The organism is Clostridium folliculivorans, assembly GCF_024341905.1.
Taxonomy (GTDB): Bacteria; Bacillota; Clostridia; order Clostridiales; family Clostridiaceae; genus Clostridium_AR; species Clostridium_AR folliculivorans.
Map to the genome: position 1 here is coordinate 832,708 of NZ_BQXY01000001.1, position 18,242 is coordinate 850,949.

The window sequence follows — 18,242 nt, forward strand, 5'->3', positions numbered from 1 at the left end:
ACCCATCCGATACTTCAATGAGCTTCACAAAGAATTAATATGATTTTCTCCGATGTAATAGCTAAAACTGTATAACTCACTACGTTCGGACAATACAGTTTTTTAACGCTAGTACATCTCCGAAAATCATTTAATTCTAGCTGTTCGCTCATATAGTATCTCCTGTGTAACCAATTAATTTCAATGATATTTTTAAACGTAAATATAACTTAAAATAATTAACTAATGGTGAGAATAGAGAATAACTCTAACTCACCATTTTAAAATTAAGAGTAGGAGAAGATAACGTGGAAAAGATATTAAAAAAATATTTTCATATATTTTTACTTCCAACTTTGATAGCCTTTTTAATAGCTTTTTTTGTGCCATTCGTATTAGGAATGTATTTATCTTTTACAGAGTTTACAACAGTAACTAATTCTAAGTTTGTAGGATTAAGCAATTATGTAAAAGCTATTCATAATAAAGATTTTATGAATGCGTTAATTTTTACCGCTAAGTTTACTGTGATATCAGTGATAACAATAAATATATTTGCTTTTATACTAGCACTATTGCTTACAAGAGGGAAAAAGGGTTCAAATATTTTTAGATCTGCATTTTTTATGCCTAATTTAATAGGTGGGATAGTTCTCGGATATATATGGCAGCTTATTATAAATGGTGTTTTATACAAATTTGGTGTTACTATGACCTATGATCCTAAGTTTGGTTTCTATGGTCTTGTTGTTTTAATGAATTGGCAGCTTATAGGCTATATGATGATTATATATATTGCCGGAATTCAAAATGTTCCTGAGGATCTTGTAGAAGCAGCAAAGATAGATGGGGCAAGCTCTTTTAGAATACTTAGAAATATAAAAATACCTATGATTATGCCTTCTATAACAATATGTTTATTTCTAACTATATCAAACTCTTTCAAGTTATTTGACCAGAACTTAGCATTGACTGCAGGTGCACCTGCAAAGAAAACAGCTATGCTAGCATTAGATATTTACAATACTTTCTATGGCTCTGTTGGCTGGGAAGGCGTAGGTCAAGCAAAAGCAGTTCTTTTCTTTTTACTAGTTGGATTATTTGCGTTTGCACAGCTTATATTTACAAGAAGTAAGGAGGTAGAAAGTTAATGAAGGACTCAAAGGTTAAAGATAGTGTAATATTTGTGATATTACTTGTACTTGCTATAGCATTTTTAGTTCCTATTCTAATAGTATTAATGAATTCCTTTAAAGGAAAATTCTTTATCAGTGATACTCCTTTCGTTTTTCCAACAAAACAAACCTTTACTGGATTACAAAACTATACTAATGGTTTAATAAAGATTGGATTTTTAAAAGCCTTTGGATACTCACTTTTTATTACGGTATCTTCTGTGGTTGCTATAGTGTTATTCACTTCAATGACAGGTTGGTATATAACTAGAGTTAAAACAAAAATTACAAATTCTATGTATTATTTATTTGTATTTTCAATGATTGTACCATTTCAAATGGTAATGTTTACTACAACTAAGGTAGCTAATATGCTCCATTTAGATAATCCAATTGGAATTATTGTCATATATCTAGGATTTGCTTCAGGGTTATCTGTATTCATGTTCTCTGGTTTTGTAAAGTCCATTCCTCTAGAAATTGAAGAAGCAGCACTTATTGATGGATGCAATCCAATTCAAACCTTTTTTAAAGTCGTATTTCCAATTTTAAAACCTATATCTATAACTGTTTCAATACTTAATACAATGTGGATATGGAATGACTATCTACTGCCATATTTGCTTATCGGAAACGAATATAAGACTATACCAATTGCAATTCAATACCTAAAAGGTGGATATGGTTCTATAGATATGGGAGCTATGATGGCTATGCTAGTATTAGCTATTGTACCAATTGTAATATTCTATTTTACCTGTCAAAAACACATTATTAAAGGTATAGCAGCAGGAGCTGTTAAGGGATAAGGTGAATATAATATAAAATATACTTTAAAGGAGGAGAGTTATGAGAGCCAGTGGTGTATTGTTGCCTATATCAAGTTTGCCAGGAAAATATGGCATAGGGACTTTTTCAAAAGATGCATATGATTTTATAGATAAGCTTAAAGCATCAGGTCAAAAATTCTGGCAGATACTGCCTCTAGGACCAACTGGGTATGGTGATTCACCTTACCAATCATTTTCTACTTTTGCTGGGAATCCATATTTTATTGATTTAGAAGCTTTGATTTATGAGGGGTATTTGACAAAGGAAGAATGTGAAAATTATGATTTTGGAAATAGTGACAGATATATTGATTACGAGAAGATATACCTATCTAGATTTAAGATATTAAGAACTGCATATGAGAGAAGTAATATTACTAATAATAGCGAATTTAATGAATTCATAAAAGAAAATTCTTATTGGTTAGAAGATTATTCTCTTTATATGGCTGTTAAAAATGCTTATGGCGGTATGAGTTGGAGTGAATGGGATGATGACATAAAACTTAGGGAGCCGTCTTCCGTAGAAAAATACAATAATCAATATGCAGACGAAATATCATTTTATAAATTTCAGCAGTTTATGTTTATAAAGCAGTGGCTAAAGCTAAAAGCTTATGCAAATCAACAAGGTATAAAGATAATAGGTGATATTCCAATATATGTAGCATTTGATAGTGCCGATGCTTGGGCTAATCCAGAGTTGTTTCAATTTGACTCAAACAGGCGTCCGATTTCTGTAGCAGGATGTCCACCTGATGCTTTTTCTGCAACTGGTCAGCTATGGGGGAATCCGTTATATGATTGGGAATATCATAAGAGAACTTCATATACTTGGTGGATACAGAGAATTGCTTATTCTTTTAAACTATATGATGTTGTTCGTGTTGATCATTTTAGAGGATTTGATGAATATTATTCAATTCCTTTTGGTGCTACCACAGCACAAACAGGACAATGGAGGAAAGGGCCAGGTTATGATATTTTTAATGCTATAAAAAATGCTCTTGGAGATTTAGATATAATTGCTGAAGACCTAGGATTCCTTACTGAAAGCGTGCTGGAGCTTGTTAGAAGAACAGGTTATCCAGGTATGAAGGTACTAGAGTTTGCTTTTGACTCAAGGGAAGCAGGAGACTATATGCCACATAATTACAATAGAAACTCTATCGTATACACAGGAACTCACGATAATGAGACTATTTCAGAATGGTATCATAAACTTAACTCAGAAGATAAAAAATTAGCAAATGATTATTTAGATATTGATGAAGATAATATAAAGGATGTTCATTGGAAATTTATAAGGCTAGCTTTTTCAACAGTATCAGATCTAGCAGTTATTCCAATTCAAGATTATTTAGGTCTTGGTAGCGAAGGTAGGATAAACATACCTTCTACTTTAGGAGCAAATTGGAAGTGGAGGCTCTTAGATAACGAAATTACGACAGAATTAGTAGATAGGATAAGGAAAATTACCAAGTTATACGGAAGGTAAGCCATGAAATCCCCAATTAATTGTTGGGGATTTCAAAATTCGTTGAAAACCCCATTACATTTACAAGTTTTTGATATTATAATAATATTATACATAAAATATTAAATTTTAACATATTTTGTTAGGTTTGGGGAATGAGAAGGATGATGAATATGGAGATAATTACAATAAAGGATATTGCAAGATTATGTGGGGTGGGAGTGAGTACCGTTTCTAGAGCTATAAATAATCACCCTGATATTAATGAGGAAACTAAGGCGATGATTATGCAAGTTATTAGAGAAAATAACTATGTGCCTAATAACAGTGCTCGTAACCTTAAAAGAACTGATTCTAAAGCTATTGCGGTTCTTATAAAAGGTATTACAAATCCTTTCTTCAGTAATATGATTAAAATATTTGAAAAAAAGATAAAAGAAAAGAAGTATTCCTTCATTCTTCAGCATGTTGATAATAAAGAAAATGAAGTAGATATAGCTATTGAACTTATAAAAGAAAAAAAGCTTAAAGGTATTGTGTTTTTAGGCGGTCACTTTTCTCATCCAGACGAAAAACTAAGAATGATAAATGTGCCCTTCGTTTTAAGTACAATTGCAACTATGGACAATTTAGATAAATCCATCTGTTCTTCGGTATCAGTTGATGATTTTAAGGAAAGTTATAAAGTTGTAGATTATTTATGTAAACAAGGTCATAAAAAAATAGCAATAATAACTGCTCCTATGGATGATGAAAGTATTGGTATGCTTAGATTCAATGGATATACCAGCGCCTTAAAAGATAATGGGATTGAAATAAATGAAAATTTAATTGGCATAATGAAAGATGAGCTTGAAAGTTATTCTATGGAAAATGGTTACGCTGTTGCTACAGAACTTTTGCACAAAAATGAGGATTTTACTGCAATTTATGCTATTTGCGATAGCATGGCTATAGGTGCCTGTAAGGCTATTTTTGATATGGGTAAAACTGTTCCGGAAGATTATTCAGTAGCAGGATTTGATGGTCTTGATATTGCTAGTTATTATAACCCGTCCATAACAACTATTAGGCAACCAGTTGAAGAAATAGCTGAAGAAACCATAAAGATTTTGTTCAATGTAATTGGTAAGAAAATCTTAGTGGAACATAAGACTTTTCAAGGGGAACTTATTGTAGGACAATCTACTAAGAATATATATATAGGGAATTCTAAAAACTAAATAAAATTTAAGTGGACTAAAGTAGATAGGTTTGCCATAAGGGTTGCAAACCTATCTTTTTTTATGTACTCACTAACTAATTGATTTTATTACTGGCTAACTTATGCTCAGTATAGTAAGAACAGTAATTAGTGCTATGAAAAATATAGAAAGTACCTTTCCAGGCCTAGCACCGATATGATGAGGATATTTAATTCCAATGAAAAGAGAAATTATAAATAATATTATAGAAACAATTGATGTTGCTCCATAGATATTCATTGAATTCAATACTACAGCACCTACGGATCTTCTTCCATCGCCAATGTATGTGAATGAGCACATTATAGCAGTTATCGAAAATATCAATGATAGCGTTCCTTTACCTAAAGATTTACGCTTAGATCTTAAACGGTCCATAAAGACCTCCTTACTATAAAATTTTAAGTTGTGTAATTATAATTCTTTAAGTAAATATCAACAAATCTCTTATTTTCATGCCACCAATGCATTTGATAGGTCTCAACACTTTTAAAACCTAATTTTTTTGCTAAATTTTTAGATTCTTCATTTCCATTATCGCAATCCCATATTGAATTTATATTATGTTTTATACAATATCTTATAAAAGCTGTGCAGGTCATAAGGGCAAAGCATTGATTCCTAAAGCTATTTTGAGTAATAATATCAATTTCAGCTGAGCCATCTTTTACGTAGTAAGTATTGCATACACTAACAAATTCGGTGTCTTTTAATATACAAAAACCAAAACCATTTCTTATGAAGTTTTCTGCAGTTCCCCATAAATTAAAATAAGAGTCATCAATTTCGTTAGCATATTTAATAAATAAGTCTTCATCTAATTATATGGATAATTATAGGATATTAGAAAAAATAAACCATCTATTAAAGTATAAAAAAGTGCAAAAAACAGTTGACAAAAAATAGAATAAAGCATATTATAAAAACATAATATCAAATTGATATTATCTAAAAGATAATAAGTTGGAGAGTGCAAAACTTGGATAAACATTTTATAGATAACGAAGCAGAATTTCTTAAAAACTATGATGTAAATCAATATGAAAGACCTAGTGTAACAAACGATGTAATAATATTTACTACTGATGATATAAAAGAAGCTAACCAAAGAAAGGTTCCTAAAAAAGGTATGCAGGTCCTTTTGGTTAAAAGAGATGAGTATCCTGATAAGGGTAAGTGGTCCATACCAGGCGGTTTTATTGATATAAATGAAGGTCTCAAAGAGGGAGCTAAAAGAAAACTAAGAGAAAAAACCGGAGTAGAGGATGTTTATATTGAGCAGCTTTATACCTTTGGGGACATAAATAGAGATAAGAGAACTAGGGTTATCAGTATTGGAAACATGGCTTTAATTGAAAAAGAAATTATAAGGTTTGAAGAAACAAATGAATTGAAAGAAAGTAAATGGTTTTGGATAGATAAAGTTCTTGTTGAAACTAATAAGAGTGACAGGTATATAGAAAATAATCATATACTAACTCTAAAATCTGAAGATGATAAGGTTGAAGTAAAATATCAAGTAATAGAAAAGATTGATAGAAATATATATAGAAGAAAAGAAATTAACTATATTCGGTTAGATGAATCAACAGAAAATTTAGCTTTTGACCACTATAAGATTTTAGATTATGCAGTTGATAGATTAAGAAATAAAGTTGAGTATACTCCAATCGCATTTAATCTGCTTCCAAGATTATTTACAGTAAAAGAACTGCAAAATGTCTATGAAGCTATCATGGGAAGAGAAATACTTAATTTTAGACGAAAAATGGAAGATATGATAATTGAAACTGATGAAAAGATAGAAGGAAAGCCTTTTAGACCTGCAAAAGTATTCAAATTCAATGAAAACTGGGAACATAACTTTTAAAATATGACTAGGTTTATGTTGAAATTAACATAAATATGTGTGATTTATAAAATATGGAGGGAAGTTTTTATGATATATCTAAATAATAAAAAAGTACAAATTAAGAAGTTTCCTAATGGGGAAGCATTAATTGATAGTGAGAGTTTAGTTATTAATAGTTATGATAATGAAATAAAGATAAAGTTTGAAAGCGATGAAGATATAACTCATTTGATATTTTTAAAAGGACATTTAGATGAACTAAATAAAAAATGTAGTCTTATAATCCCTTATATGCCTTATTCAAGAATGGATAGAACAGAGGGGATGACAGTTTTTACTCTCAAACATCTTTGTAGACTTATAAATAGCTTAAATTTTGAAAGAGTTACTGTATATGAGCCACATTCAGAGGTATCTGTTGCATTGTTAGATAGAGTTAAGGTTGTAAATATGTCTCAAGCCTTAACAAAAGAACTTTTGAAAAATCTTAATAGTGAAGATGACATATATTTAGTTTATCCAGATGCAGGGGCTGCAAAAAGATATGAAAAGCAGATAGAGCATGAAATGGTGCTTACAGCAAATAAAGAAAGAGATTTTAAAACAGGACGTATTAAAAGTCTTAAGATAAATGGAGAGGTTTCATCGAAAGCTTTTAAAGCAGTAATTGTTGATGATTTATGTTCAAAAGGTGGAACATTTATATTAACTGCTGAGGAACTTAAAAAGCTTGGTGCTAAGGAGATATATCTAGTTGTAACCCACTGTGAAGATACCATTTTTGAAGGTGATATATTGAAGACTGATTTGATTCAAGAAGTATTTACAACTAATAGTATATTAAGTAAATCTCACGAAAAAATTAGGATACATGAAATATAGGAGGCGATATTATGAGAAAGTTGTTAGTAGTGGTTGATTATCAAAAGGATTTTGTAGATGGAGCATTAGGCTTTGAGAAGGCTGTAGAGCTTGAGAAACCTATATATGATAAAGTTAAGAAGTATCTAGATGAAGGCGAAAAGGTTCTATTTACCTATGATACTCATCATGAAAATTACCTAGAAACAAGAGAAGGAAAAAACTTACCTGTTATACATTGTATTGAAGGATCACAAGGACATGAGCTTTATGGAAGCCTTAAGGAATTTAAGAATGTGAAAAACGCCTATCATTATAATAAAGGAAGTTTTGGAATAAGTCCTGCTGATATGATTAAGATAACTGAGGATCTAGGTGAGGAAATAGGGACTATTGAGCTTATAGGTGTAGTTACAAATATGTGTGTTGTAAGTAATGTGGTAACCTTTCAGTCTCAGTATACTAATGCTGACATAAGTGTTGATGGTGCATTATGCGGAAGCTTTGATGAAGCCCTTCATGATAAAGTATTAGATGTAATTGAAAGCTTGCAAGTGAAGGTAATGAGATAAAAAGGTACTGATATATAAATATTTGACTTAAATAAATATAGTTATAGAGAATAAAAGGGGAATAATTATGAATCCAATATTGCTTACAGATTTTTACAAAACAATTCACCATATATGTTATGCAGAAGGAATGACTAAGCTTGTTAGTTATTGGACTCCGAGAATGTCTAGAAAAGAAAACATGAACAAGGTTGTAATGTTTGGACTTCAATCTTTTATAAAGAAATATTTGATTGAGTATTTTAATGAGAATTTCTTTAATGCTTCAAAAGAAGAAATAGTATCAGAATACAAAAGAATTATATCTAGAACAATGGGAGATATAGCTGCGGATACAAAGCATATTGAAGCACTATATGATCTAGGATATCTACCAATACAAATTAAGGCTATACAAGAAGGAGAGAGAGTTAATATAAAGACTCCTATGATTGAAATTACTAATACCCATGAGGACTTTGCTTGGCTTGTAAATTACTTAGAAACCTTCATGAGTTGTAATATATGGCAACCTATGACTAGTGCAACTATAGCCTATAGATATAGAGAGATAGTAGAATGTTATTACAATAAAACCGTAGATAATGGAGATGTTAGAAGAGCTTGTGGTGATTTCAGCATGAGGGGGTTCAGTTCCATAGAAAGTGCTCAATCTAGTAGTTCAGGCCATTTACTTTCTTTCGTAGGTACCGCAACAATACCAGCAATTGATTATTTAGAAAAATATTATAACTGTAATATTGATGAAGAAGTAGTTGCTGTGGGAACTCCGTCAACAGAGCATAGTGTTATGTGTAGTTATGGAGATGATGAAATCGGTGCATATAAAACTCTTATAAATGATAAGTTTCCAAAGGGAAATCTAAGCATAGTATCAGACACCTATGATTACTGGAATGTTATAACCTCCATAATTCCAAAACTAAAAGAAGATATCTTAAATAGAGATGGTAAAATAATAATAAGAGGGGATAGTGGAGATCCTGTTAAGATAATCTGCGGAGATAAGGAGGCTTTAAAGGAAAGTCCAGAATATAAAGGGACCGTTGAACTTTTATACGAAATCTTTGGCGGTCATATAAATGCTAAAGGTTATAAGGTGTTAAATGAAAAAATAGGAACTATTTATGGTGATAGCATTACAGTTGAAAGATGTGAAGAGATATGTAAGGGTCTAGAGGAGAAAGGTTTTGCAGTAAGTAACTGTACACTGGGTATAGGCTCTTATACTTATCAGTATAACACAAGAGATACCTTTGGATTTGCGCTAAAAGCTACTCATGCGATAATAAATGGAACAGAAAAATTTATATTTAAGGATCCAAAAACAGATACAGACAACTTTAAAAAATCTCAAAAAGGCATGTGTTATGTTTATAGGGATGGACAAGATGTTTTGTATAAGGATGAATTAACTTTAAGTGAACAAGAAAAACTAAATGATAATCTTTTAAAGACTGTATTTAGAGATGGAAAGCTTGTAAGAGACTTTTCTCTAAAAGAAATAAGAGATAGATTACATTTAAATAGATTTTAAGATATGAAAAGTTCAGCATTAATTTACTTAATGTTGAACTTTTTTTTATTGTAAAAGGATATAAAATTTTCAAGTTAGCTGAAACTAGATATTTAAATGTTTGCAGAAGTTTTTTTATTTATCAAATTTAAATACAACTGCATATTAATAATTATATGACTGAAATTAAATATTCATTTATAAGTTTAGGAATGGGGTGTTAGAATAATATATTTTTTATAATACGTGCAACTTGGTATTAGTTAGTATTTACATTAAATATAAATAGATATAATGGGAAATTCACGAAGTTAATCTATAAGTAGTTTATTTTGATGTTTGAATTTCAAATTTGAGAAAAGAAGATTAAGATAACAAGAATTTGATGAAGGAGATATTAATATGTTATTTTCAAAAGATCCACTTAAAGAGAAAGACAAAACTTTTGCAGAAGGGCTTAATTTTTATAAGCTAGTGTGGATTTTCTTTATTGGCAGCATATTAGGAGTTTTGGTGGAAACCGTATGGTGTTTCTTGACTCTACATAGAATAGAGAGCAGAAGTGGTTTGATTTATGGGCCATTTAATCTGGTTTATGGTTTTGGATCAATGGCAATAACTCTAAGTTTATATTGGCTTCGTAAAAAAGACAGCATATACGTTTTTATAGGTGGATTTTTAGTTGGCGGAATCTTCGAATATATTTGTAGTTGGATACAAGAAGTGATATTTGGCACGGTGTCATGGGAGTACAGCGGAATTTTACTTAACATTCAAGGAAGAACCAACTTCTTTTACTGTATATTTTGGGGGATTTTATCTGTCATTTGGATTAAAGTAGTTTACCCAGGTATGTCTGCAATTATTGAAAAAATACCATATAAAAAGGGAATAATCATCACCTGGGTTATAGTAGGATTTATGACCTTCAACTCTAGTATTTCAGCTATGGCAGTATTTAGAGGAACTGAGAGACACAGTGGATTACCAGCTTCTAACTCTATTGAGAGATTTTTAGACAAACACTATCCGGACGAAAAGTTAAAAAAAGTTTATCCTAATATGATTTATGTTCAGAATAAAGCAAAGTAAGTGTAAAGATAATATTATATAGTGTGGAAATATTAACTGTGAATTGAATGTAATTGAGTTTTTGTAGGATTAAAAGATGGTTAAACCATTTCTTTTATTTATAAAAATCTTCCAATGAATGAAGCGTAATATTAACTAATTCAGATAAAGTTCCTTTATTCTTATATTTCAGATGGTAATATAACTATAGGGTTCCTAGCTCAAACCTTAAGTTATGAATTTTGCTTGCAATAGATTTTGCAAGACTTCTGCGGTGAGTATAATTTAATCTTTAACCTGAGATACCTATAAAGAGTTCCTATATCGAAACTTAATTTATACTTGTTCGAAAATCGTGGCTCCTGAGGATTTTCGAACAAGTATAAATTAATAGTTGAGCTAGGAACTCTTTATTTAGCACCATAAAATTATAAAATTATAAGAATATAAAATTATATAAATATAAAATTATATAAATATAAAATTATATAAATATATAGGAAATATGCGGCTTCACAGGTGGTATTGATCCTTTTGAAGAGCAAAAATAACCCTATCTTCAAACAAAGCAGTTTTGAAATTAAAAGAAATACCTTTTATCAAAAGTTCTTCCTTAAAGCCGAGTTTAACAACTAAATGTATGGAACGTTTATTGTCAGGATTAATAGAAGCTTCTACTTTTGTTAGCTTTATTATATTAAAGGCAAAATCTAATACTTTTATTGCACACTCAGTCATTATATTTTGATTTAAATATTTGCTGTTCAGCATATAACCTATTTCTGATTTGAAATTAAAAATGTCAAAGCTATGCAAAGATATTAACCCAACCACTTTGTCAGTTAATTTATCTGAAATGCACCAACGGATAAAGTTTTTATTTGAATATCCTTTAAGAAAAGCTATAACTGTTTTCTTCGCCTGCTCCATATCACTCATAGTTTCACTTTGTTGATACTTGACGGCAAGTGGATCAGAGTACAATTCATATAAATCTTTAGAATCTTTAGCGGTTACCTGTCTTAATATAAATCTCTCTGTTTCTAGTTCAGGAAAATTTATAAAAATGGAATCTATTGAATTCATTTAAGCTCCTTTATTAAAGATACCTTATTTCTTTTATAGTAAATACAAAAATATTTTATCATAAATTACAGATTTTGTGTGACAGGTTACACATTCTTCTTTTTTTATTCTTTAGCATATATTATTTTTTTAAGATGCTAATCATACTTGTTCATATTGCTTACGTAAGATATTTCCTAAATAATAAAAACTTAGCTGTATACACAGCTAAGTAATAAATATGTAGTAATAAAAATTGAAAAATATTAATTACCTTAAGATTATTTGGACATGCCCATGAACATACCGATAAAATATGGAATCAGCCAAACTAGCCATACAAAAATACTAAACTTATGAAATACTTTTTTCTTTTCAGCATCATTAGAGTATATAACATAAGTAGCCCAAAGTGCATGGAAAGCCATAAGTAAAATTGCTAAAGCTCCAGTTATACCATGTATATTTTGAGCTAGGCCTGATCTTACAGAATTACCTTCCTTTGAAATCATAGTCATTAGACTAGTTCCTATTGTATCGAATAAAAAGCCAGTCCAAAAAATGCATACTTGATACTTTGTTAAAATCTTTGTCTTTCTTTCCCAAAATACACCTATAGTGTAAAATACTAATGCTAATGTTATTGAGATTATAGCAATTATTAATTTAAAATCCATTGTAGTTCCCCCTTTAGTTCAATAATGGATATTATATAACTGGTTTGTGGTCTAAACATGACCAAATTTTATTAAAACAACATATTTGAACATTTCATAATTAAATTTATATTTTAATTTTGATATTGTATTTAAAACATTACGCACAATACTACTTTATACAACTACTTGTTGTTTTTTGTTTGGGGAATTATAAATTTTTTTGACGTAAATAGAAAGTATTTATTATATGCATATCTATCAACATTTATTCATTGTAAGCGTAAAATATATGGATTAGGCAGAAAAAAACATTAAGCTGCCCCTATCAACTAATGGGGTATCACTAAGGAAAATAGGTTTAACTTGATACTTATCTAAAAAACTTAGTACTAGTTCACCATATTTATAATTTTTTAAATTACCATAAAAAATAATTTCTTTTTTAGAAAGTAAACCACAGGTTCCGCCGATAAAACCATAATTTAACCCAGGTAAATCAATATGACCAGGTGGAAGAAGCAAAACATCAAAGTCTTTTGCAATTAGTTCGTTATGTATTTTTATATCAGAAGTTATTATAGCTTTATCGCTTACAATTGCACATGAACATTTAGTGTATCCTTGAGTTACGTTAATAAGCCTTTTGTGCTCAATATATTTTAGTAGCATTTTATCTGTGAAATTTATATTGTGTATAAAAGTATCTTTTAGATTAACAGCATTTAATATTATATCTTCAGGATACTTTGAAGATAAGCTTTTATCTGAAAAGACTGGATTTAATCCAAGGTTTTTTAATTCAGCTATAAAGTTTGCAGACATATCTTTTTGAACTAAAACGGTATTATTATCCAATATATTAAGCTGTATATCTGGATGACCATCTATAGCAGGATATAAGTTTTGACATCTGGGTACTTTAATGATATTAACGTTTAAAGATCTTAACTTTTTTTCTTCGTCCGGTAAGATTCTATAATCAACAAAGCAATAATTCAATATATCACTCCTTAAATTTTAATTGGCACATTGTACATAATATATTTTAAACACTAATATAAAAAATTTACTTTGTCCTACAAGGTCAATTCTATAAAAAAATAAATTTTTTAAATTAAAATACAGTGAGTTTAAAGTGTGTTAACCCTAGTAAAGTAAGTGTAATAGATAAAAACTCATTATGCAATGTCGATTTGTGAATGTTTAATTTCTGTATATAGGAGAAATTTTAATACATACTATATTTAAGAAAGGAGTGAGCGGAATGTTATTGCTGAAGCTTGCTTACGAAGGAGAACAGTACTTCATAGAAGATATACAGAATATCAGAAATATGCTAAAAGAAAAAAATATAACAATTGGTATTTCTGAAAGTTTAGAAAATAATACCCACTTCGTAAAGATATTTTGTGATGATGATGACTATAATGATAGATTGAAATCAATAATATATCTCTATATAAGCAACATATTATATAGAGTTGTAATAGATGTATTTAAGAAAAGAGAAATGTTTGAATATCTCACAGACACATATTTTTTCTTGAAGCATGATGAACTTCTAGAAGTTGAAGAAGATATAATGAATGTACTAAACATGCAAGAAGCCATTTCTGATGAAAGCAGTGTTTACTGTATGAATAGAATTAATTCTATAATTGAAGTAATAAGAGCTTGTATAGAGGAAAATGAGGAAATTAATATAAACGGTTTTATTACGTTTAGAATGAAAGAATTAATAGGGGAAATAGAGAGGATAATTGATAAAGTAGTAGAAAAATATATGGTGGAGAAGGAATACAAAGAATTTATAAAGCTTCTTAAATACTTTGTTGATATACAGGAAAGCAGAATAGAAGAAGTAAATCTAATTATAGAAGATGACGGTGGATATAAGATAACTAACAGTGAGGGCAAAGATATATTTCAAGATTTTATAAGTGACTTAAGTGAATGCAAGCTTGGTGCTGGAGTTAATGTAGAAGATGTTATAATAAGTGGTCTTATAACTAATTGTCCTGAAAAGATAATTATTCACAATAGGGAGTTATGCCTAAATAGAGAGTTTTTAGATACCATATCAAATGTGTTTGAGGAAAGAGTAGCCTACTGCGATGATTGCAAAATTTGTGGAAAAAATAAAATAAAAATTTAATATAGTATTGACAGTAATTACTGCAAATGATATATTATTTATTGTGTCAAGAAGAAACAGCCGTTTCTCACCTTACAGCAAAGCTAGTAAGGTTATGAATTACTTACGATTTTTTTCGGTGAATGTGGTAATTGAGGGCGGCTTATGCCGCCCTTTTATTATTTATATAAAGGTGTTCTTTTCTACCGGAGGTGAACAAATATTAATAAAGATTTTGCAATCAATGAAGAAATTAGACAAAAAGAATTGAGAGTTCTTTCTGATGATGGTAGCCAGTTAGGCATAATGGCTACAAAAGAAGCTTTAAAACTAGCGGAGGAAAAGGAACTTGATTTGGTTTTGATTTCCCCAACTGCTAATCCACCTGTAGGTAGGATTATGGATTTTGGGAAATTCATATACGAACAGTCTAAAAAAGAAAAGGAAGCCAAGAAAAAGCAAAAAGTTATTAGTGTTAAAGAAATCAGATTTAGCCCTAACATTGAAGAACACGATGTTGAAATCAAAGCAAATAATGCCAAGAAATTTCTTGAAGATGGAGACAAGGTTAAGGTAACTGTAAGGTTTAGAGGTAGAGAGGCTGATTATGCACACGTAGGATATAAGATACTTGAAAACTTTTTAGCTAGAGTATCAGAATTATGCGTGGTTGAGAAGCCTGCTAAACTAGAGGGCAGAAATATGATTATGATTTTGGCTCCTAAAAAAGCATAACTTGAGAGGAGGAAACTATAATGCCAAAAATGAAAACTCATAGAGGTGCAGCAAAGAGATTTAAAAAGACAGGATCAGGTAAGTTGAAGAGAGCTAAAGCTTTCAAGAGCCATATATTAACTAAGAAGAGCTCTAAGAGAAAGAGAAATCTTAGAAAAACTGCTTACGTTTCAACTGCACAAGAAAAAGCAATGAAGAAATTATTACCATATCTATAAGAATACGGAGTAGGAGGTTTGTAATATGGCAAGAGTTAAAAGAGCCGTAAACGCTCGTAAAAATCATAAAAAGGTATTGAAGCTTGCAAAAGGTTACTACGGTGGAAAGAGCAAGTTATTCAAGACAGCAAACGAATCAGTAGTAAGAGCATTAAGAAATGCTTATGTTGGTAGAAGATTAAAGAAGAGAGATTACAGAAAACTTTGGATAGCAAGAATAAATGCTGCTACAAGAGTTAATGGTCTTTCATATTCAAGATTCATGAATGGAATCAAATTAGCTGGTGTTGATATAAACAGAAAGATGCTTTCAGAAATCGCTATAAACGATGCAAAAGCATTCACTGATTTAGTTGAATTAGCAAAGAAGCACTTAAACGCTTAATATAAAAATGCGACCTATGTCGCATTTTTTTTTACTTTTTTCGTTTTTTTAATTTCCTTTTTTTACAATGCAAATTATTGTATAATAGATATAAATATTTGTTTACATTATTCATTAAGGCATAATACTGTATTTTTTGAATAAATTAGTAATTATAAAAATATTATGATAGATTCAAGTTTAAGGTTTTTTAAAGGTGTACAAGTTTAATGTGAAATATACTTTTAAAACCGCTTTGCATTCTATAGATAAACTAGTTCCGAATGAGATCTATATCAGATAATCCTGTTACCATTAATCGTTAACAGAGGTATCACTTAGTTTTATTAGATAGAACTAGATTATCTATAAAAAGAGAAGTTGAAAATATGTAACTTATTATGGAGTATCAAAGATATTATGTAAAAAGCTTGTAAGAGGTAGAGGTGAAATTGATGAATATAACTTTAAGACATAAATTTAAGTTTAATGCTGTTCAGACTCTTTCTTTAGGGTTTGCCATTGTAATTCTCATAGGAGGAATTCTGTTAAGTTTACCTATATCGTCACAAGATGGTGCAGCCACAGATTTTATAGATAGTCTGTTTACTTCTACTACAGCAGTTTGTGTTACAGGACTGGTAACATTAGATACTGGTACTCATTGGAATTATTTCGGCAAGACTGTTATAATGATATTAATACAAGTTGGGGGACTAGGGTTCATGTCCTTTGCCACTTTACTAGCCATTATTATAGGTAAAAAGATAACTCTTAAAGAAAGACTAGTAATGCAAGAAGCCATGAATACATTTGGTATTCAAGGGTTAGTTAAAATGGTTAGGTATATATTGATTTTTACATTTTCAGTAGAGGGTCTTGGTGCACTTCTATATTCTACACAATTTATTCCTGAATTTGGTTTGGCAAAAGGTATATACTATAGTATTTTTCATTCGGTTTCTGCTTTTTGTAATGCGGGAATAGATTTATTAGGGGATTTTAGAAGTTTGACTATATATTATAATAATTCAGTAATCATTCTAACTACAGCAGCATTAATAATAATCGGTGGTCTTGGATTTACAGTTTGGATGGAGATATATAACTTTAAAGGTATTAAAAAATTATCTTTTCATTCAAAAATGGTAATTCTAATTACAACAGTATTAGTATTTGGTGGAGCATTTTTAATGTTTATATTTGAATTTAATAACCCTGGAACTATGAGAAGTATGAATTTAAAAGATAAGCTTGTAAATTCATTTTTTGCATCAGTAACACCTAGAACCGCAGGGTTTAATTCTGTATCCACTGCAGATATGACTCCTGCAGGTAAACTGCTTACTATAATTTTAATGTTTATAGGAGGATCCTCAGGTTCTACTGCTGGGGGAATAAAAACAACTACCTTCGGTATATTAATCTTTACATTAATATCAACCATAAAGGGTAGAGAAGATACAGAAGTGTTTAAGAGAAGAGTATCAAAAGAGACTGTATATAAATCTTTTGCTATATTTAGTATTGCATTGGCTTTAGTTTTGTCAGTAACTATGGTGCTATCAATTACTGAAGTATCTGCACCTTTTGAATACTTATTATATGAAGCGACTTCTGCATTTGGAACAGTTGGGTTAACTCTAGGGTTAACACCTAAATTAAGCCTGATTGGAAAGATGATTATAATATTAACTATGTATCTAGGAAGAGTTGGTCCTCTTACTGTGGCAGTTGCTATGACAAAAGCAAAGAAAAAGCAAAATTATAAATATCCAGAGGATAAAATATTAGTAGGGTAGGAGGAATTTATATGAGTAATAAACAATTTGTTGTTATTGGACTTGGAAGATTCGGTACTTCTGTTGCAAAAACCCTTTATGATTTAGGAAATGATGTTTTGGCTATTGATGTAGATGAAGATCTTGTTCAGGAAATTTCTGATAGTGTGACTCATGCAGTTCAAATGGATGCTACAGATGAAAGTGCTTTAAAGACTCTAGGAGTTAGAAATTTTGATGTAGCTGTAATAACCATAGGTGAAAATATTCAAGCCAGTGTTATGGTTACACTTTTGGTTAAGGAATTAGGTGTGAAATATATTGTGGCCAAAGGTCATAGCGATCTTCATGCAAAGGTTTTATATAAAATTGGAGCTGATAGAGTAATACTTCCTGAAAAAGATATGGGAGTTAGAGTAGCGCATAATTTAGTTTCTTCGACTATATTAGATTATATAGATCTTTCACCTGACTATAGTATAATTGAAATAGAAAGTCCGAAAGAGTGGCATAATAATAGTCTAAGGGATTTGAGTCTTAGAACAAGATTTGGTATAAACGTAATGGCTATAAAAAAGGAACATGATATAAATATAACTCCAAACGCTGAAGAGGTAATTGAGGCTGGTGATATACTAGTTGCTATTGGCTCAACAGAAGACTTAGGTAAGCTTGAATCATTTATATCAAGAAAATAATTCAGAGGTGT

The 18,242-nt window shown here is 30.1% G+C and carries 20 protein-coding genes, 1 pseudogene and 1 other annotated feature; of the genes and pseudogenes, 15 read left to right on the plus strand and 6 right to left on the minus strand.

Annotated features, from left to right (window positions below; all coding sequences use genetic code 11):
- Window positions 1-14: 14 nt before the first annotated feature.
- The gene (locus OCU55_RS03645; protein ID WP_261850945.1) at window positions 15-152 is read right to left on the minus strand and encodes a hypothetical protein; all 138 of its coding nucleotides are present in this window, start codon (window positions 150-152) and stop codon (window positions 15-17) included.
- A gap of 135 nt (window positions 153-287) precedes the next feature.
- On the opposite strand from OCU55_RS03645, the gene OCU55_RS03650 reads away from it, so the two are divergent.
- The 4 genes from OCU55_RS03650 (at window position 288) to OCU55_RS03665 (ending at window position 4,684) form a co-directional block, all read left to right on the plus strand.
- Entirely contained in the window at window positions 288-1,130 is an 843-nt protein-coding gene (locus tag OCU55_RS03650; protein WP_261850946.1) for a carbohydrate ABC transporter permease, read from the plus strand.
- The gene (locus OCU55_RS03655; protein WP_261850947.1) at window positions 1,130-1,963 is read left to right on the plus strand and encodes a carbohydrate ABC transporter permease; all 834 of its coding nucleotides are present in this window, start codon (window positions 1,130-1,132) and stop codon (window positions 1,961-1,963) included. Before OCU55_RS03650 ends, OCU55_RS03655 begins: the two co-directional genes overlap by 1 nt.
- 40 nt (window positions 1,964-2,003) lie before the next feature.
- Window positions 2,004-3,482 (plus strand): 4-alpha-glucanotransferase, encoded by a 1,479-nt coding sequence (gene malQ, locus OCU55_RS03660; RefSeq protein WP_261850948.1) that lies wholly within the window; start codon window positions 2,004-2,006, stop codon window positions 3,480-3,482.
- Between the two features lie 152 nt (window positions 3,483-3,634).
- Entirely contained in the window at window positions 3,635-4,684 is a 1,050-nt protein-coding gene (locus OCU55_RS03665) for a LacI family DNA-binding transcriptional regulator (protein WP_261850949.1), read from the plus strand.
- Between the two features lie 96 nt (window positions 4,685-4,780).
- Here the strand turns inward: OCU55_RS03665 and OCU55_RS03670 are convergent, their stop codons facing one another.
- On the minus strand, window positions 4,781-5,083 hold the full coding sequence (locus tag OCU55_RS03670) for a hypothetical protein (protein ID WP_261850950.1): 303 nt from the start codon (window positions 5,081-5,083) through the stop codon (window positions 4,781-4,783).
- 23 nt (window positions 5,084-5,106) lie between these two features.
- Window positions 5,107-5,511, minus strand: a pseudogene (locus OCU55_RS24010) (GNAT family N-acetyltransferase); the annotation flags it as partial.
- A 173-nt stretch (window positions 5,512-5,684) separates the two neighbouring features.
- On the opposite strand from OCU55_RS24010, the gene OCU55_RS03675 reads away from it, so the two are divergent.
- The 5 genes from OCU55_RS03675 (at window position 5,685) to OCU55_RS03695 (ending at window position 10,598) form a co-directional block, all read left to right on the plus strand.
- Window positions 5,685-6,575 (plus strand): NUDIX hydrolase, encoded by an 891-nt coding sequence (locus OCU55_RS03675; RefSeq protein ID WP_261850951.1) that lies wholly within the window; start codon window positions 5,685-5,687, stop codon window positions 6,573-6,575.
- Window positions 6,576-6,644: 69 nt separating this feature from the next.
- On the plus strand, window positions 6,645-7,439 hold the full coding sequence (gene prs / locus OCU55_RS03680) for a ribose-phosphate diphosphokinase (protein WP_261850952.1): 795 nt from the start codon (window positions 6,645-6,647) through the stop codon (window positions 7,437-7,439).
- An 11-nt stretch (window positions 7,440-7,450) separates the two neighbouring features.
- Window positions 7,451-7,990, plus strand: coding sequence for a cysteine hydrolase family protein (locus tag OCU55_RS03685; protein ID WP_261850953.1), 540 nt, complete (start codon window positions 7,451-7,453; stop codon window positions 7,988-7,990).
- 64 nt (window positions 7,991-8,054) lie between these two features.
- Complete coding sequence (locus OCU55_RS03690) at window positions 8,055-9,527, plus strand: nicotinate phosphoribosyltransferase (protein WP_261851503.1); 1,473 nt, start codon at window positions 8,055-8,057, stop codon at window positions 9,525-9,527.
- Between the two features lie 381 nt (window positions 9,528-9,908).
- The gene (locus OCU55_RS03695; protein ID WP_261850954.1) at window positions 9,909-10,598 is read left to right on the plus strand and encodes a putative ABC transporter permease; all 690 of its coding nucleotides are present in this window, start codon (window positions 9,909-9,911) and stop codon (window positions 10,596-10,598) included.
- A gap of 492 nt (window positions 10,599-11,090) precedes the next feature.
- On the opposite strand, the gene OCU55_RS03700 is transcribed toward OCU55_RS03695, so the two are convergent.
- From OCU55_RS03700 to OCU55_RS03710, 3 genes are all read right to left on the minus strand, one after another.
- Window positions 11,091-11,663 (minus strand): GNAT family N-acetyltransferase, encoded by a 573-nt coding sequence (locus tag OCU55_RS03700; protein WP_261850955.1) that lies wholly within the window; start codon window positions 11,661-11,663, stop codon window positions 11,091-11,093.
- A gap of 260 nt (window positions 11,664-11,923) precedes the next feature.
- Window positions 11,924-12,319, minus strand: coding sequence for an HsmA family protein (locus tag OCU55_RS03705; RefSeq protein WP_261850956.1), 396 nt, complete (start codon window positions 12,317-12,319; stop codon window positions 11,924-11,926).
- Window positions 12,320-12,595: 276 nt separating this feature from the next.
- Entirely contained in the window at window positions 12,596-13,300 is a 705-nt protein-coding gene (locus OCU55_RS03710) for a DUF6873 family GME fold protein (RefSeq protein WP_261850957.1), read from the minus strand.
- 265 nt (window positions 13,301-13,565) lie between these two features.
- Between OCU55_RS03710 and ytxC the strand changes: the two genes are divergently transcribed.
- The 6 genes from ytxC to OCU55_RS03740 all read left to right on the plus strand — a co-directional run bounded on the left by ytxC (window position 13,566) and on the right by OCU55_RS03740 (window position 18,231).
- On the plus strand, window positions 13,566-14,456 hold the full coding sequence (gene ytxC, locus OCU55_RS03715) for a putative sporulation protein YtxC (protein ID WP_261850958.1): 891 nt from the start codon (window positions 13,566-13,568) through the stop codon (window positions 14,454-14,456).
- 42 nt (window positions 14,457-14,498) lie between these two features.
- Window positions 14,499-14,621 (plus strand) — a sequence feature (ribosomal protein L20 leader region).
- A 36-nt stretch (window positions 14,622-14,657) separates the two neighbouring features.
- A complete protein-coding gene (gene infC / locus OCU55_RS03720; RefSeq protein WP_261851504.1) occupies window positions 14,658-15,170 on the plus strand; it encodes a translation initiation factor IF-3 in 513 nt (170 codons plus the stop codon).
- Window positions 15,171-15,190: 20 nt separating this feature from the next.
- Window positions 15,191-15,388: a 50S ribosomal protein L35 gene (rpmI, locus tag OCU55_RS03725; protein ID WP_183278181.1), complete on the plus strand. Its 198-nt coding sequence runs from the start codon at window positions 15,191-15,193 to the stop codon at window positions 15,386-15,388.
- A gap of 25 nt (window positions 15,389-15,413) precedes the next feature.
- Window positions 15,414-15,773, plus strand: a complete 360-nt coding sequence (gene rplT / locus OCU55_RS03730) for a 50S ribosomal protein L20 (RefSeq protein ID WP_183278180.1) — start codon at window positions 15,414-15,416, stop codon at window positions 15,771-15,773.
- Between the two features lie 434 nt (window positions 15,774-16,207).
- A complete protein-coding gene (locus tag OCU55_RS03735; RefSeq protein WP_261850959.1) occupies window positions 16,208-17,554 on the plus strand; it encodes a TrkH family potassium uptake protein in 1,347 nt (448 codons plus the stop codon).
- Between the two features lie 11 nt (window positions 17,555-17,565).
- Entirely contained in the window at window positions 17,566-18,231 is a 666-nt protein-coding gene (locus OCU55_RS03740; protein WP_261850960.1) for a potassium channel family protein, read from the plus strand.
- The last annotated feature ends 11 nt before the right edge of the window (window positions 18,232-18,242 follow it).